This window comes from Sagittula sp. (assembly GCF_052825245.1).
Genome location: NZ_JBRBWD010000032.1, coordinates 457182 through 472334, shown reverse-complemented (window position 1 = coordinate 472334; position 15153 = coordinate 457182). Strand labels below are relative to the sequence as shown.

Annotated in this window: 17 protein-coding genes; 15 read left to right on the top strand and 2 right to left on the bottom strand. The window is 66.4% G+C overall.

The features are described 5' to 3' along the window. Positions 1-8: 8 nt before the first annotated feature. A complete protein-coding gene (locus ACU0DV_RS13295) occupies positions 9-845 on the bottom strand; it encodes a hypothetical protein (RefSeq protein ID WP_446241597.1) in 837 nt (278 codons plus the stop codon). 320 nt (positions 846-1165) lie between these two features. On the opposite strand from ACU0DV_RS13295, the gene ACU0DV_RS13290 reads away from it, so the two are divergent. From ACU0DV_RS13290 to ACU0DV_RS13260, 7 genes are all read left to right on the top strand, one after another. Further along, positions 1166-2584, top strand: a complete 1419-nt coding sequence (locus ACU0DV_RS13290; protein ID WP_446241596.1) for a TrkH family potassium uptake protein — start codon at positions 1166-1168, stop codon at positions 2582-2584. 28 nt (positions 2585-2612) lie between these two features. Beyond that, a complete protein-coding gene (locus ACU0DV_RS13285; RefSeq protein ID WP_100928546.1) occupies positions 2613-3374 on the top strand; it encodes a potassium channel family protein in 762 nt (253 codons plus the stop codon). 138 nt (positions 3375-3512) lie between these two features. Beyond that, positions 3513-3947 carry an N-acetyltransferase family protein gene (locus ACU0DV_RS13280; protein WP_446241687.1) on the top strand — a complete coding sequence of 145 codons (435 nt, stop codon included), beginning with the start codon at positions 3513-3515 and terminating at the stop codon, positions 3945-3947. 103 nt (positions 3948-4050) lie between these two features. Continuing rightward, positions 4051-4407, top strand: a complete 357-nt coding sequence (locus ACU0DV_RS13275; RefSeq protein WP_100928545.1) for a hypothetical protein — start codon at positions 4051-4053, stop codon at positions 4405-4407. Then, positions 4407-5015, top strand: coding sequence for a hypothetical protein (locus ACU0DV_RS13270; protein WP_446241595.1), 609 nt, complete (start codon positions 4407-4409; stop codon positions 5013-5015). The genes ACU0DV_RS13275 and ACU0DV_RS13270 overlap by 1 nt, the downstream gene beginning before the upstream one ends. Then, entirely contained in the window at positions 5012-5512 is a 501-nt protein-coding gene (locus tag ACU0DV_RS13265; protein ID WP_446241594.1) for a hypothetical protein, read from the top strand. Before ACU0DV_RS13270 ends, ACU0DV_RS13265 begins: the two co-directional genes overlap by 4 nt. A gap of 84 nt (positions 5513-5596) precedes the next feature. Beyond that, positions 5597-6298 (top strand): NYN domain-containing protein, encoded by a 702-nt coding sequence (locus ACU0DV_RS13260; RefSeq protein ID WP_100928542.1) that lies wholly within the window; start codon positions 5597-5599, stop codon positions 6296-6298. 35 nt (positions 6299-6333) lie between these two features. Here the strand turns inward: ACU0DV_RS13260 and ACU0DV_RS13255 are convergent, their stop codons facing one another. Next, a complete protein-coding gene (locus tag ACU0DV_RS13255) occupies positions 6334-7269 on the bottom strand; it encodes an AEC family transporter (RefSeq protein WP_100928541.1) in 936 nt (311 codons plus the stop codon). Between the two features lie 219 nt (positions 7270-7488). On the opposite strand from ACU0DV_RS13255, the gene ACU0DV_RS13250 reads away from it, so the two are divergent. From ACU0DV_RS13250 to ACU0DV_RS13215, 8 genes are all read left to right on the top strand, one after another. Further along, on the top strand, positions 7489-8424 hold the full coding sequence (locus ACU0DV_RS13250; protein ID WP_446241593.1) for a fatty acid desaturase family protein: 936 nt from the start codon (positions 7489-7491) through the stop codon (positions 8422-8424). Further along, entirely contained in the window at positions 8424-9323 is a 900-nt protein-coding gene (locus ACU0DV_RS13245; RefSeq protein ID WP_446241592.1) for a CPBP family intramembrane glutamic endopeptidase, read from the top strand. The genes ACU0DV_RS13250 and ACU0DV_RS13245 overlap by 1 nt, the downstream gene beginning before the upstream one ends. Before the next feature lie 78 nt (positions 9324-9401). After that, on the top strand, positions 9402-10733 hold the full coding sequence (locus tag ACU0DV_RS13240; RefSeq protein WP_446241591.1) for a hypothetical protein: 1332 nt from the start codon (positions 9402-9404) through the stop codon (positions 10731-10733). 170 nt (positions 10734-10903) lie between these two features. After that, positions 10904-11839, top strand: a complete 936-nt coding sequence (accD, locus tag ACU0DV_RS13235) for an acetyl-CoA carboxylase, carboxyltransferase subunit beta (RefSeq protein ID WP_100928537.1) — start codon at positions 10904-10906, stop codon at positions 11837-11839. A 37-nt stretch (positions 11840-11876) separates the two neighbouring features. Further along, complete coding sequence (locus ACU0DV_RS13230; RefSeq protein ID WP_446241590.1) at positions 11877-13148, top strand: bifunctional folylpolyglutamate synthase/dihydrofolate synthase; 1272 nt, start codon at positions 11877-11879, stop codon at positions 13146-13148. Between the two features lie 71 nt (positions 13149-13219). Continuing rightward, entirely contained in the window at positions 13220-13648 is a 429-nt protein-coding gene (locus ACU0DV_RS13225; protein WP_446241589.1) for a hypothetical protein, read from the top strand. A 129-nt stretch (positions 13649-13777) separates the two neighbouring features. Then, positions 13778-14353, top strand: coding sequence for a rhodanese-like domain-containing protein (locus ACU0DV_RS13220; RefSeq protein WP_446241588.1), 576 nt, complete (start codon positions 13778-13780; stop codon positions 14351-14353). A gap of 14 nt (positions 14354-14367) precedes the next feature. Beyond that, entirely contained in the window at positions 14368-14985 is a 618-nt protein-coding gene (locus ACU0DV_RS13215) for a LysM peptidoglycan-binding domain-containing protein (RefSeq protein ID WP_446241587.1), read from the top strand. Positions 14986-15153: the final 168 nt, after the last annotated feature.

Genomic DNA, 15153 nt, shown 5'->3' with positions numbered 1-15153 from the left:
CGTGCTGGCTACTGGTCGTTCTTGCCGCGGATCGTCTTCAGAAGGCTGGTCATCGCGCGGTTGGCGTCCGGTCCCATGTCCTTTGGCAGGGGCAGGGCCGGGATGAAACGGATCGGGTCGCCGCGCTGGGGGGCCTGCCCCACATGATGGATGCCGGGCTTGCCCGCACCGGCGTAACCTTTCGGCGCCTCTGTCCGCTTCTTTATCCCGTCGCGCACGTCCTTGATGTTGGACAGCAGGCCCACGATGTCCGAGGCGAACCTGCCGTGCGCCGTGGCCGCGTCGTGCGAGTGGCCCATCTGCTTCGAACTGTAGAACACGAACCCGCCGACAAGTCCGCCGACATCGCCGTAGAGGTATTTTCCTTCGCCCAGTTGCCGCAGGATGCGCTGGCCGGGGCTTTCGGTGACGTACACCGGCTTGCCCTTCTTCGTGTAGTGCGAGGGCGTCGGGTTGTTCAGCTGCTGCTCGTCCGGCGGATTGGCGGCAGAGGACATGACCCGGATGGTCCGGGCATGTGCGCCGATCCCCATGTAGTAATCGAAGACGTCGGTGTTCACGGGCGTGCCTGCCGGATGGGCCTTCTGCAGCCGGATGATCGGAGACACGGATTTGCCCTCGACGAGCTCGACGGGCGCCCACTCGGCGAACACGGTAAAGATCACCTCGATCTCCTGCTTCGTGAAGGTGCCGGTCAGTTCCTTCAGGAAGACGGTCAGCGGCGCCTTGGTGAAGCCCTGCGCACGTTTGACCCGGTGGCGGAAGCTGGCGACGCGGATGGCGTGTGCCTGTGGCGAGAAGGACGGCTGGGGGGCGGCTTCGAGCGTGTTGAGCGGCTGATTCATGGCATGCTCCGTCTATCGGAGCGCGCGGGGCGCGTCAGGCCCCCCGCGGTATCCGGGGTGAACAGGGACGTGATGAAATCGGCTAAGGGAGCAAAGACCCGCCCGACCCGAAATCGGTCGCCGGCGCGGTCACCTATTACGTTGCGTCAGTCTGGGGTACGGGCATTTCCCGGTCAAGGTAGGGTTTTACCTACCCCAGTCGGGTGGGTCCGGCGACGGCACGTCTGGACCTTCCCGCAGACCCGGCGCATGGTGCGCGGTGATCCGGCGCTCGTCCTGGCGGACGCCCCGGTTGAAGATGGTCGGAGGCACTGGGGCACATGACGCTGGTCATGTTGGCGAATGGCCTGCTCATGATGGGCATGGCGGCGCTGATGGCGTTGATCGGGCTGGCATATCCCGAAACACGCGGGGTTTTCCTGGAGGCGGCGACGCTGGTGGGTTTCGTCGGCGGGCTGTCAACGCTCGCCGTCGCGAACCGGCCACGCGGCTTCCGGCGCATGCACTCCTTCCTTGTCACCGGCACGATCTGGATCACCGGCGCGACCATGGGCGCGATCCCGCTGTGGTTCTGGCAGATGGCCCCGGTGGACGCCTTCTTCGAATCGATGTCGGGGATCACCACCACCGGGTCGACGGTGATGACCGGGCTGGATTCCACCCCGCGCGGCATCCTCCTGTGGCGTGCCATCCTGCAATGGCTGGGCGGGATCGGGTTCATCGTCGCGGGCATCGCACTGCTGCCGATCCTGCGGGTCGGGGGGATGCAGCTCTTCAAGACCGAAAGCTCCGAAAAGGGCGACAAGGAAATGGCGACGGCGGCCCGCTTTGCCGGGACGACGCTCTGGGTCTATGCCGGGCTGACCGTGTCCTGTCTCGCGGTCTACCATGCTGGCGGAATGACCGCCTTCGAGGCGCTGGTGCACGCGCTGACGACGCTTTCGACCGGCGGCTACTCGACCTCCGACGCGTCCTTCGGCCAGTTCGAGCAGCCGTTCCTCGAATGGGCCGGGACGTTCTTCATGGCCGCCGGAGCGCTTCCCTTCGCGTGGTACATGAAGGGCATCGGCAAGGGCGATTTCCGCAGCGAGCAGGTGCGCGCCCTCGCAACCCTGTTCTTCGTCTCGATATTGCTGATCACGGCGTGGCGGGTCTGGACCTCGGGCGAGCCGGTGTTCGAGGTGCTGCGGCACGTGGCGTTCAGCGTTGTCTCCGTGGTGACGACGACGGGTTATGCCACGGTCGACTACACGACATGGGGGCCCTTCGCCGCGACGGCCTTCCTCGTGCTGACGGCGATGGGCGGGTGCAGCGGCTCGACCTCGGGCGGGGCCAAGATGATGCGGTGGCTGATCATGCTGCGCGTGCTGCGTATCCGGTTCCAGCGCGTGCGCCTGCCCCATTCGATGGATTCGCCGCGCTATCAGGGCCGGGTGATCGGCGACGATGTGGTGACCGGGGTGATGACCTTCTTCGTGCTCTACGCGATCACGGTCTTCGGCCTGGCCGTCGTGCTCGACCTTTACGAGCTGGACATGATGACCTCTTTCAGCGGCGCGCTGACGGCGGTGGCGAACGTCGGGCCGGGCATCGGCAGCCAGATCGGCCCCTCCGGCAACTTCGCCAACCTGCCCGAGGGCGCAAAGTGGTGGCTGTCTTTCGGCATGTACGCGGGTCGTCTCGAGATGATGACGGTCTACGTTCTGTTCACCCGTGTATTCTGGCGCGAGGTGGCCTGACGTATCGCGTCTGTGGGAAAGGGTGGACATGAGGAACAGGATCCGGGAGCTCTATGTCGGCGAAAGCACGCGTGCGCACCGGTTCCGCTACGCGTTGCTTGCCTTCGACATCGGCACCATCCTGTTCGTGATCGCCACCTCGTTTACCGAGCACGGGCCCTTTTTCGAAGCGATCGACGCGTTCTTTGGCGTGGTCATCCTGATTGAGTTCGGGATGCGGTTGTGGATTTCGACCAACCGCTGGCGGCTGATGACCCGGCTCACCACGCTGGCGGACCTCGTGGCCATCGTGTCCTTCCTTGCGCCGCTGGCGGGCGAGGGGCTGGGATTCCTTCGGGTGATGCGGACGCTCCGGCTCCTGCACACCTACCACCTTTCGGAACAGTTGAAGCGCGACTTCCCCTACTTCCGCCGCAACGGGGATATCGTCCTGGCTGTACTGAATCTCGGGGTCTTCATCTTCGTGATGACCGGGCTCGTCTACGCGACGCAGTACAACGTGAACCCGCAGATCCGGAACTACGCCGACGCCCTGTATTTCACTGTAACGGCGCTGACCACCACCGGGTTCGGGGACATCGTGTTGCAGGGGTCAGTGGGGCGGCTGATCTCGGTCGTCGTCATGCTTTTCGGCATCACCCTGTTCCTGCGGCTGGTGCAGGTGCTGTTCCGCCCCAACAAGGTGCGGTGCGAGTGCGAGGAATGCGGGCTGGTCCTTCACGATGCCGACGCGGTCCACTGCAAGCACTGCGGGACCGTGATGCACATCAGGACCGAAGGGCAGTCCTGAGACGGGCCAGTCCCGGCAGGCTGAACGCTTGACGACGGGTCCGCGGTCAGCCAGCAGACGGGCAGGGCGGTCCGGACGGAGGGGAACGGCGTGCAGATCCGAGGAGCGGTTGAAAGTGATCGGGACGCGGTCTGGTCGATGCTGGAGCCGGTGTTCCGCGCAGGCGACACCTATGCCATCGACACCGACATCCCGAAGGACGCAGCACTGGACTACTGGTTCGGGCCGGAGCGCACCGTATTCGTCTGCGAAGAGGCGGGCGCGCTCCTGGGCACATATTACATCGTGCGCAACCAGAAGGGCGGCGGCAGCCACGTCTGCAACTGCGGCTACGTCACGGCAGAGGCGGCGCGGGGCCGGGGCGTCGCGCGCGCCATGCTGGCCCATTCGCTGGAGGTGGCGCCGGGAATGGGCTTCACGGCGATGCAGTACAATTGCGTCGTGTCCAGCAACACAAGGGCCGTGAAGACCTGGGAACAGGCCGGCTTCGAGACGGTCGGCCGCCTGCCCGGAGCCTTCCGGCTGCCATCCGGCGTGGCGGTGGATGCGCTGGTGATGTTCCGCACCCTGTGATTCTCAAGATCGGCGCGCGGCAGGTAGCGGCGCGCGCCGCATTGCCTTGTCCGACAAGCGCGTGGAATTACATGCACGTCTGACAATGTTGGGTTGAGTTGTAATGATTTTCCTATCGGGTGAGTTCATCGAGAGGACGGGCAGGCGCGAACGGCGCCACGCAAGCGACCTCCGGATTGCCGAGTTCCTGCGGGGCCGCGTGGCAGAGGCGAAGACCGTCGAGGAGGAGACCCTTCTCGGCTTTGTCCGGCGCAACCGCGGGCTCGCCGCACGCTTCGGTATTACCTCAGAACAGGGCGTGGCGCGTTTCTGCCTCGTGCAGGTGGTCTACGGCGGCGCTGCCGAGCGCGACCCCGGCGTGGCGTCATACCTGATGCGCCCCGACGGCGATCCGGAGGAGGATATCCGGCGTCTTGTCGATACGCTGGCCCGGTTGTCCGCTCCGGACGGGGGCGCCTGATGGCGCTGCCGGCACTGGCTGCGCCCTTGGCGTGGAACCTGCTCCGCCAGGGTGCGATGTGGGCCGGACGCGCGCTGCTCGGGCGGGGCGCGCAGCAGGCGGCGACCGGCGCGGCCGTCACCGCCGGGGCCGCCGCCGTGCACGAGATGACGAACGGTGCGAACGACGAGATCGACCAGACCCTCGCGCCCGCCGATGCCACGCAGGCCTGTGCGACCTGCGCCCGGAACAATCCCTGCCGGCATCTGGCGGCGGGGGCGCCCGGCGGTCCGTATCGCGGCGGCGCCTATGGCACGCTTGCGGCGAACGGCGGTCATCGCCACCACACCCCGGCCAAGGCGGTCAGCCCCTTGCCCCATGCGATCGGACCGGCCTTGCAGATGGACACCGCCGATCACATGATGACGGCCAGCCACCCGGCCTCGGGTGGGGACTACCTTGGATACCAGGCCGCGCAGGCTTCGCTCATCGCGTCCGGCAACTTCATGGGGGCGGTCATGATGGACGTGGCGGACATCCAGTCCAAGTTCCCCGGCAAGTACGACGCGGCGCTGGCGCAGATGGTCGCCTACGCGGAATGTCTCAAGCAGAACGGAGTGGTGCAATGATGGATGATGTCACATGGCAGATCGCGCCGAACGAGGGGCTCCTGCCGGTTCGCTTCGGGGACACGCCCGACGCTGTCGCGGCCCTGCCCGGGATGCCCGCGGTGGAACGATCCGTGCCGCAGTTCGGCGGTGGCGTGACGGAGCAGCGCGGGCCGCTGGTGCCGAGCATCGGTTACGCCGAAGGTGTCGTCACCTACATCGCCGCTGTCGCGGACGTCCCGCGCGTGCGCTTCGGTGATCTCGACGTCTTTGCCGCCCCGCCGAACGAGGTGCTCGCCGCGCTCGAAGAGGCCAACGGCGCCCCGCCGGGCCTGACCTTCGACACGCTGGAGTTCGTGGCGCTGAATGTCTCGTGCACCGGGTACTACTTCCCGCGGGAGGATCGCCTTTTCGACCGGGACCGCGACGACCAGGACGACCGGGTGATGATCCTGCGCGCGCCGGGCACGCGTGTCGTGGTGCCGGGCGTCGATCCGGTGCCGATCAGTTTCCTCTGAGTCCGCTCCGCCTTCCGGGTTTCGGTTCGACAGTGCCCCTGTCCGTGTTAGGAGGGCCACACCGAGAGAACCGAGGAAGCACCGATGCCCAATGATACACGCCTGCTGGCCGTACTGATCGACGGGGACAACACCTCCCCGAAATATGCGAGGGCGCTTTTCGACGAAATCGCCTCGCTGGGCGAGGCCTCCGTCCGGCGGGTCTACGGCGATTTCGGCAGCCAGCAGATGAACGGCTGGAGCCGTGTCACCGCTGAATACGGCCTTGTGCCGCTGCACTCGCCCGCGAACACCGTGGGCAAGAACGCCTCTGACATCTCGCTGGTGATCGACGCCATGGACCTGATGCACACCGAGCGGTTCGACGGCTTCGTGCTGGTCAGCTCGGATTCGGACTTCACCCGGCTGGCGAGCCGGATCCGTGAACAGGGCCTCGATGTCTACGGCATGGGGATGCAGAAGACGCCTGACGCCTTCCGCAAGGCCTGCAAGCGTTTCATCTACCTCGAGAACATCGACAGCGCGCCGGAAGAATCGAAGGACATCAAGACCGACAAGCGGCCGATGACCGAGGCGCGCGACCTGATCTTCAAGGCGATGGATTCGATCGACGGCGACGACGACTGGTACAAGCTGGGTGACATCGGGCAGGTCATTACCGCGGCCAACCCCGACTTCGACACCCGGACATACGGCAAGCGCAAGCTGTCGGACCTCGTGAAGGCGCTCAAGGTGTTCGAGACCCGGAACTCCGCCAGCCAGCTGCTGGTGCGGCGCGTCGACTGAGGGGCAGGCGGCGCAAAGCCCCGCCCTACAGGGCGTCAGAGCGGGGTGGTGGCCACGAGCGCGATGATCGCCGAGACGGTCAGGATCGACGCCGCGGTCGAGATCAGGATCGAGGCAGAGACCCGCTGCGGTGCGATGCCGTAGTGCTGCGCCAGGATGAAGACGTTTCCCGCGACGGGCAGCGCCGCCGCGGATACGGCGACCGAGGCCCGGTAGGCGTCGACCGGGAAGAACAGGTATACGCCCAGCCCGACGAACAGCGGGTGCAGGATCAGCTTGGCAAACGACAGCCAGGCCGCGATCTGCAGCCGCTCTGCCGACTTGGACGCGAGCGAGGCGCCGATGGCGAACAGCGCCCCCGGCGTCGCCGCTGCGCCCAGCGTCGAAAAGAAACTGTCCAGAACGTCATGCAGCCCCAGCCCGGTGGCCGACACCATGAGCCCGGCGGCGATGGAGACGATCATCGGGTTCTTCAGCAGCCCGACCGCCAGCTTCTGGAAGATGCGCAGGGACATGGACCCCTCGCGCGCCGCCGTGACGATCAGGGTCAGCGCCGAGGAAAAGACGATCAGGTCAATGGACAGGATCAGGATGATCGGGCCCACCGCCTCCTGTCCCAGCAGCAGCGCCAGCATGGGCACGCCGAGGAAGCCGGTGTTGCCGATGGCCGCGCACTGCGCCTCGATCGCGGCGGTCTGGGTGTCCAGCCCGCGCGCGAAGGCGATCAGCATCCCGATGGCGTAGGTGACGCCCGTGCCCCAGAGATACGCGGACGCCAGCCGGGGTTCGAAGATCTCGTCGAAGGACAGGTTGGCCGAGAACCGGAACAGCATCGCCGACAATGCGAAGTAGAAGACGAACTTCGTCAGGTGCGCGCTCGCTTCCTCGGAGAAGAAGCGGATGCGCGCGGCCCCGTAGCCAAGACCGATCAGGCCGAAGAAAGGTAACGTCTTGAGGAAGATCGCCAGCATGATCGTTCGATAGCACGGGGGGCGGTGGCGTCAATCCGCGCCGGCCCAGCGGCGCGCCGGGGCGCGGGTTGCGCGGCTTGTCGGTCGCTTTCGCCGTGCCGGGCTGGAGGACCCCCCGTCTGCTACGATCCCGCAGGGATACCCCTTCTCACTCTCTCCCTCGAAGTGACGGGGCGGAGTCGTTGACAGGATGGGGGTGGGCGCGGGATCATTCCCGGCATGACACCGGGAAAAGCCTACCTGACGAGCGAGGAGATTCGGACGCTGTCGCAGCGGTCCGACGCCTGGGGTCTGGCGCTTGTGGCGCACGCCTGGGCGCTGATCCTAGGCAGCGTCTGGCTGTTCACCCTGTGGCCCAATCCCCTGACCTTCGTGCTTGCGATGATCGTCATCGGTTCGCGTCAACTGGGGCTGGCGATCCTGATGCACGAGGCGGCGCACAACGCCCTGTTCAGGACACGCGCCTGTAACGAATGGGCGGGGGCGTGGCTGTGCGGGCGACCGATCCTCGCCGATCTGGCCAGCTACCGGCATTACCACCTGATGCACCACCGGCACACGCAGACCGACAAGGACCCCGACCTGAAGCTCTCGGCGCCGTTCCCGACCACGCGCGCCTCTCTGCGCCGCAAGCTGATCCGCGATCTGACCGGGCAGACCGGCATCAGGCAGCGTGCAGCCCAGATCGCCTTTGCCTTCCGCCTCGCCGGAGAGACGGAGGGCGTGTCGAGCCAGGACCTCGCGCAGGCGTTCAGCGGGCCTGTGCTGGGCAAGGCCCTGATCGTCAACGCCGTCCTGTTCGCGCTGTTCTGGGCGCTGTTCGGCTGGTGGACGTGGTTCGCCTTCTGGCTCCTGCCGCTGCTGACGTGGTTCCAGCTTGTCCTCAGGGTGCGCAACATCGCCGAACACGGCGCGGTCGAGAAGTCCGAGGACCCATTGCGCAACACCCGGACCACACTTGCCGGACCTCTGGAACGGCTGCTGGTCGCGCCCTACTGGGTCAACTATCATCTGGAGCATCACCTGGTGATGCACGTTCCGGCCTACAGGCTGCCGATGCTTCACCGCATGCTGCGCGACAAGGGGCTGGGCGAACGGATGACACAGGCAAACGGCTATCTCGACGTGCTCCGGCAGGCGAGCGCGCGAGGTTGATGAAGCGCGAAAGCTACGCGCCCCACGCGGTCCTCACCCTGCCCACATTCCACCGCTGCGAGCTGTGGCGGCTGGTGCTGGGACTGGTTCTGGCGACCGTCATCATGTTCGGCCTGACGCGGGGCATCATCGCGCTCATCAGCGGCATCGTCGGCCCGGATCGGTTCCCGGCGGTGCTGAGCATGATCACCTCCGGGCAGGACCCATGGGGGCTTCTGGCGCAACTGTCGCTGATGGGGGGCATGGGCGTCGGCGCCATCGTCGTGGCCGAAACCCTGCACGGACGCACCGCGGGCAGCCTGTTCGGTCCGGCGCGGCTGTTCTGGCCACAGTTCCTGCGGGTCGCGGCCGTTCTGGTGGCGCTGAACGTCGTGATCGCGCTGCTGCCGCCCTGGCCGCTGCAGATGGCGTCGGAGCCGGGCCTGCCGCCCGGGCAATGGCTGGCGCTGCTGCCGCTGACGATCGGCGCGCTGCTGGTCCAGACCGCATCGGAAGAGGTGCTGTTCCGCGGCTATTTCCAGAGCACGCTTGCCGCGCGGGTGAAATGGCCCGCCGCCTGGCTGACCCTGCCCTCGCTGGCCTTCGGCCTGGGCCACTATGCGCCGGACGTCTGGGGCAGCAATGCGGTGCCCATCGCGCTGTGGGCCGTGGCCTTCGGTCTGGCCGCCGCCGACCTGACGGCGCGGTCGGGCAGCCTTGGCCCCGCCATCGCCTTTCACCTCGTCAACAACTTCGTGGCCATCGGCGTGATGTCCCTGCAGGGCGACCTCTCGGGCCTGGCGCTGACGAACCTGCCCTACGGGCCGGAGGACGAGGCGGCACTGGCCGCGATCCTGCCTGTCGACCTTGCAACGCTCTTCGTAAGCTGGCTCGCCGCGCGTCTCGCTTTGCGCGTATAGAATTGATAGTTTCCCGCATTGGTGGTATCCTTCGGTTCGGCGCATAGCCGTTTATTTTGAACCGGACGGATTGAAACCATGAGACATTTCAAGGGGGTGGCCCGCGTGGCCGCCGTGCTTTTCCCTGTGCTTCTGCCATGTGCGGCCCAGGCGCAGGACAACTTCCACAACAGGATGGAGCGGGCGATCTCCGACTTCCTCGCCACGCCTGCCGAGGATCGCAAGCAGATCGTGCTCGACAACGGCAGCGTCATGATCCCGCCGGAGCTGCGCGCGGACGTGCGCTTTGGCTTCCAGAAGCGGATGACGCTGTCCGGACATGGCGTGCTGTTCGGCATCGAGGGCCAGCGTGTCACCCTGTCGGAGCGCGACATGACAGAAATCGCCGAGGAGATGCTGGGCGTCGTCCGGGCGGAAGACCCGGAGAAACCGGTGCTGGAGCGCGAGGCGGAGGCGCAACTGAAACAGATCCTCGACCGCGGGCTGGAGATGCGCCGGCGCGGCGAGCTGAAAGGGCCGGAGGCGGTGCTGCTCGACCTTGAGCTGGTGCGCGCGATGGCCCACCGCCTGCCTGACGAACTGCGGTCGGGATACCTCTGGCGGGTGGATTTCATCCGCGACGAGATGGTCCGTCAGAAGCTGGTCGAGCCGAAACTGCTGACCGACTTCGTGATCATCGTGGAGATCAATGACTGGATCATCCGGTGGTTCCTGCGGACCGACTACATGCGGGAATGCGCCGCCGCCGGGGTGCCGGTGCCGCCGGATTTCGCACTGACCGGAACGGCGTGGCGCGAACAGGGAGGCCTGTCCACGAACCTGCTCTCGCCCGGCGCCGTGGCCAATGTCTGGACGTGGAATGTCACGGGCAAGCGCGGCGCCTGCGTGGCCCTGCCGCGCGGAACAGGCGGGCCGGGAAGCCTTGCCGGGATCATCTGCCAGTCGGCCGAGACCGGCAACGCCTGCTTCTGGGACAACATCCGGCGGTCCGACAACCAGCGCGTGCCATGGGCAACGGAGACGCTGGTGATCCGGGACCTGAAGGACGGCAGCGAGCTGTCGGAAACCTGCCCGGCCTGTCACAAGGGCAACAACGTCTTCCTCGTGTCGCCTGACGACCCCACATGGTGCAAGCTGCTGCGCGGCGGGCAGGGCGGATCGGGATGTTCGGCGGTGAACGGGCCGGGCTCTGCCGGGTTCACGCTGGCGGTGGAGGCGGAGGTCAACACGGTCAACGTCCCCAACACCTCGATCCGGCATTCGCGTTACGCGCCCTACAGCGGCACCCCGGCGCGGCCGGGCTGGGTGAACACCGAAGGCGTCGGCTGCGGTGGGGTCTGCCACCTCGGATCTGGGGGCAGTTTCAACCTGCCGCCCATGCCGCCAAGCTGCGGCGTAGACTGCTACTGACCGGAACGGGGGCGGCGCAGAGCCCCGCCCTACAGGCCGTCGCGCGGGCCGGATTGGCTTGCGCGACGGCCCTTTCACGGCGCCCGCGAACCAGACGCCACCCGAGGGGAAGATTGCAATTCGTCGCAGCGGGGCATAAGTGACGCGCAAACGATGAACTCGGGGCTTCCATGAACTGGATCACCAACTACGTCCGTCCGCGCATCAATTCGATCTTCTCCCGCCGGGAAGTCCCGGAGAACCTGTGGTCGAAGTGCGAAAGCTGCGGAACGATGCTGTTTCACCGCGAGATCAGCGACAACCTGAACGTCTGCACCAATTGCGGCCACCACATGCACATCACGCCGCGTGACCGCTTTCACGCGCTGTTCGACGGCGGCATCTACGCCGAGGTGGCCGTGCCGGAACCGATGGCCGACCCGCTGCATTTCCGCGACTCCAAGCGTTACCCCGACCGGGTGCGCGCCGCGCAGAAGGGCACAGGCGAGAAGGAGGCCATGCTGGTCGGCGCCGGCGAGATCGGACGCACGCCCGTGGTCTGTGCCGCGCAGGACTTCAGCTTCATGGCCGGATCGATGGGCATGTACGTGGGCAATGCCATCGTCGCCGCTGCCGAAGAGGCGGTGAAGCTGGGCCGCCCGCTGATCCTGTTCTCGGCCGCGGGCGGCGCGCGCATGCAGGAGGGCATCCTGAGCCTCATGCAGATGCCGCGCACCACCGTCGCGGTACAGATGCTGAAGGAAGCCGGGCTGCCGTATATCGTCGTCCTGACCCATCCGACCACCGGCGGGGTGACGGCCTCCTACGCGATGCTGGGCGACGTGCAGATCGCCGAACCCGGCGCGCTTATCTGCTTTGCCGGCCCGCGCGTGATCGAGCAGACCATCCGCGAGAAGCTGCCCGAAGGCTTCCAGCGCGCCGAGTACCTGCTGGAGCACGGCATGCTCGACCGGGTGACCGACCGCCGCGACATGCGCGAGGAGCTGATCGTGCTGTGCCGCCTGCTGATGAAGATGCCGCCGCCGACGTGGGGCGATCTTCCGGCCCCGGGGCCGGAGGACATGGTGCGGGAGCCGAACGCGGCACTGGACAACACCAAGGCGTGAGACCGGGCTGAACGCCCCTTTCGAGGATGTGAAAGAGATGGGTCAGGGCTCTGACGTGATACTGGAGCGCCTGATGGCGCTGCATCCCAAGGTCATCGACCTCGTTCTGGACCGGGTCTGGCGCCTGCTCGAGGCGCTGGGGCATCCGGAGCGCGACCTGCCCCCCGTGATCCATCTTGCCGGGACCAACGGCAAGGGGTCGACCCAGGCGATGATCCGCGCCGGGCTGGAGGCCGAGGGCAAGCGCGTCCACGCCTATACCTCGCCGCATCTCGTCCGGTTCCATGAACGTATCCGTCTGGCCGGGACGCTGATCACCGAAGACGCGCTGGCCGCGGTTCTGGACGAATGCGAGGCCGCCAATGGCGGCGCGCCGATCACCTATTTCGAGATCACGACCTGCGCCGCGCTTCTGGCCATGGCCCGCACGCCCGCCGATTTCACCCTGCTTGAGACCGGCCTCGGCGGACGCCTCGACGCGACGAACGTCGTCGAGAAGCCGGAACTGACGATCATCACGCCGATCTCGATGGATCACGAAAGCTTTCTTGGCGACACGCTGGCGAAGATCGCGGGCGAGAAGGCGGGGATCCTGAAACGCGGCGTGCCCTGCGTCGTCGGTTCGCAACCGGATGAGGCGATGGACGTGATCGAGGCACGGGCGCAGGCCCTCGGCGCACCGCTTCTGGCCTACGGCCAGCACTGGCACGCCTGGGAAGAGCGGGGACGTCTGGTCTATCAGGATGAAACCGGTCTGCTGGACCTGCCTATGCCGAATCTGCCCGGCGCACATCAGGTGCAGAACGCAGGTGCGGCCCTGGCGGCCCTGCGGCATCTCGGCGCCGGAGAGGCGGCACATGAAGCGGCGGTGACACAAGCTTATTGGCCGGCGCGGATGCAAAGGCTGCGGCACGGGCCGGACCTCGACAGCTTGCCGGGGATCGAGCTTTGGCTCGACGGCGGCCACAACCCCGCTGCCGGAGAAGCCATCGCCGCGCATCTCGCAGGCCTGCCGGACCGCCCGACGTGGCTGGTGTGCGGCATGCTGAACACCAAGGACGCGCGCGGTTTCCTGCGTCCGCTCGCCGCCCGCGCCAAGGGCCTTCTGGCGGTGTCCATCTCCGGGGAGGCCAATACCCTTCCCGCGGAGGAAACGGCGCGCATGGCGGCGGAGGTCGGTCACGCTGCCGAGGTGTGTATGGATGTCACCGAAGCCATCCACCGGATCGGGAAAACCGATCCCGCCGCGCGCGTGGTGATCTGCGGCTCTCTCTATCTGGCGGGCAGGGTGCTCAATTCGTATAGTTGATCGCGCAAACATGCATTCCTATAGTATCTTTCCTGAAGCTGCGGCCATGCCGGGCAAGGGAGGTGATGCAATTGCCGTTTCATCAACACATTCTCGCGGAACACAGGCTCCTCCACGTCCGCATCCTGGGGCAGCAGCGCATCACGCTGGGTGACATGTCACGCGGCTACGAAGAGTTCCTGTCCCTGCCCGGCGCCGATGACGTGCGCTTTTCCCTGCACGACATGCGCGGAACCGAAGATTTCTCGCTTCAGACGAACGGCAGCGAGATGATGACGGACATGGTGAAAGCCGATGCAGCCAAGCGTCAGGTCCACCGCAGGATTGCCTTCGTCGCCGACAATCCGGGCGTCCTGTCGGGGATCATGGTCTACGTCGCCATGCTGAACGAAAGCGCTTACCTGTCGTCGCACGTGTTGGGGTCCGTCGAGGATGCGCTGGACTGGCTGGGACTGGATCGCGCCATCGCCGCGCAGATGACGGGTGGCGGCGCAGACTGATGCCTTGAGGGATCAAGTATCCGTCCAGAACAGGCCCCCGATGTTGACTGATTCGACGCCCGCGGCCTATATTTCGTCAAAACGACAAGATCGGGTGGCCCGCAAGAGGCGCCTCAGAGGACGAGCAGCATGGCCAAAGGTCTTTATCCGACCCTTTGCTTCGCCTTGATGGGCGCGGCCGTGCCCGCGTTCGCCCAGTCCAGCCGCATCACGGAGAACCTGACCGCGTTCCAGACGACGCTGAACGGTCAACCGCTGCGCATCGCGCGGAGCGGGCCTGTCTGTCCGCCGTCCTGCGTGACGCCCATGCAGGCGGCCTCCGGCGTCGCGACGGTCGGCGAGCTGGAGGTGCTGGACTTCCTCGAACTGTTCGTGTCGGAGGGCCGCGGCCTGCTGGTCGATGCCCGCCTTCCCGAGGCCTTCTCGACCGGCACGGTGCCGGGGGCGGTGAATGTCCCGGCCTCCACGCTCGCGCCGGAGAACCCGTACCGCGACGATCTTCTGGAGGCGCTCGGGGTACGGAGCGGGGATTTCTCCGGCGCCTTTGACCTTGTCCTTTTTGCCGGGGGGGCGGACGACGGTCTGGCGGCTGCGGCGGTGCGGAACCTGCTGGACGCAGGCTATCCCCCGACAAAGCTGAAGTTTTACCGCGGTGGTCTGAAGGCGTGGGACGGTCTTGGTCTCAGCCTCGCCGCGGGTCAGTAAGTGGGAACGTCGGTATGATCCGCATGGTGCTTTTCGCAATCGGGTTCATCGCGATCACCGTCGCGCTGATCGTCGTGCAACCGGGCGCGCGCAGGGACGTGTCAGAGGCCGCAGCAGCCGAACCCGTGACGCGCACCGATCTAGACTTGCCGACACCGGCGACCGCTGAGGTGCCCGTCGTCCCGATGACGCCCGAAGCGACACCGGCGCCCGCGCCACTGCAACAGGCCAGCCTGCCGCAAGCCGAGCCCGCCGCACCGTCCGTGACACGGGCCGTCAGCACACCGGACGACCGGGAGATGCGCCGGATGACGTGGAACACGCTGTCCAGCCTCAACCAGGCGACGGGCCGCGAAACCGCGCCCGGCCAGCCCGGTAGCCTGCTGCACGCCATCGTGCGTCGGTCGCTGGACGGAACGCCTGCGACGGCGGCCGAGGCGTCAGGGTCCACGACTCCTGCGGGCGGCCCTCAGGTCTATGTGGTGGTGTCCGGTGACAGCCTCGTGTCGATTGCCGAGAAGATCTATGGCGACGTGAACATGACTGGGCCGCTGTTCACGGCGAACCGGTCGATCATGAGCAGGCCGGACGACCTGCGTCCGGGTCAGACGCTCGTCCTGCCGAAAAAATGACCTACCACTTCTAGCACAGAATTGCGCCTTAATACGGAACAGCTAGGCGAACCACCTAGATGTTGACGCAGCGCAAGTGATTCGCCTATGGTCCTCGGCAACCGCGCGGACTGGCAACATCACGGCGCGGAGTCTCGGGGGATTTCTTGCATGACATCGCTTTCAGCG

Coding starts and splice junctions, on each gene's coding strand:
- ACU0DV_RS13295 (WP_446241597.1), bottom strand. CDS start 845: ATGAATCAGCCGCTCAACACGCTCGAAGCCGCCCCCCAGCCGTCCTTC.
- ACU0DV_RS13290 (WP_446241596.1), top strand. CDS start 1,166: ATGACGCTGGTCATGTTGGCGAATGGCCTGCTCATGATGGGCATGGCG.
- ACU0DV_RS13285 (WP_100928546.1), top strand. CDS start 2,613: ATGAGGAACAGGATCCGGGAGCTCTATGTCGGCGAAAGCACGCGTGCG.
- ACU0DV_RS13280 (WP_446241687.1), top strand. CDS start 3,513: ATGCTGGAGCCGGTGTTCCGCGCAGGCGACACCTATGCCATCGACACC.
- ACU0DV_RS13275 (WP_100928545.1), top strand. CDS start 4,051: ATGATTTTCCTATCGGGTGAGTTCATCGAGAGGACGGGCAGGCGCGAA.
- ACU0DV_RS13270 (WP_446241595.1), top strand. CDS start 4,407: ATGGCGCTGCCGGCACTGGCTGCGCCCTTGGCGTGGAACCTGCTCCGC.
- ACU0DV_RS13265 (WP_446241594.1), top strand. CDS start 5,012: ATGATGGATGATGTCACATGGCAGATCGCGCCGAACGAGGGGCTCCTG.
- ACU0DV_RS13260 (WP_100928542.1), top strand. CDS start 5,597: ATGCCCAATGATACACGCCTGCTGGCCGTACTGATCGACGGGGACAAC.
- ACU0DV_RS13255 (WP_100928541.1), bottom strand. CDS start 7,269: ATGCTGGCGATCTTCCTCAAGACGTTACCTTTCTTCGGCCTGATCGGT.
- ACU0DV_RS13250 (WP_446241593.1), top strand. CDS start 7,489: ATGACACCGGGAAAAGCCTACCTGACGAGCGAGGAGATTCGGACGCTG.
- ACU0DV_RS13245 (WP_446241592.1), top strand. CDS start 8,424: ATGAAGCGCGAAAGCTACGCGCCCCACGCGGTCCTCACCCTGCCCACA.
- ACU0DV_RS13240 (WP_446241591.1), top strand. CDS start 9,402: ATGAGACATTTCAAGGGGGTGGCCCGCGTGGCCGCCGTGCTTTTCCCT.
- accD (WP_100928537.1), top strand. CDS start 10,904: ATGAACTGGATCACCAACTACGTCCGTCCGCGCATCAATTCGATCTTC.
- ACU0DV_RS13230 (WP_446241590.1), top strand. CDS start 11,877: ATGGGTCAGGGCTCTGACGTGATACTGGAGCGCCTGATGGCGCTGCAT.
- ACU0DV_RS13220 (WP_446241588.1), top strand. CDS start 13,778: ATGGCCAAAGGTCTTTATCCGACCCTTTGCTTCGCCTTGATGGGCGCG.
- ACU0DV_RS13215 (WP_446241587.1), top strand. CDS start 14,368: ATGATCCGCATGGTGCTTTTCGCAATCGGGTTCATCGCGATCACCGTC.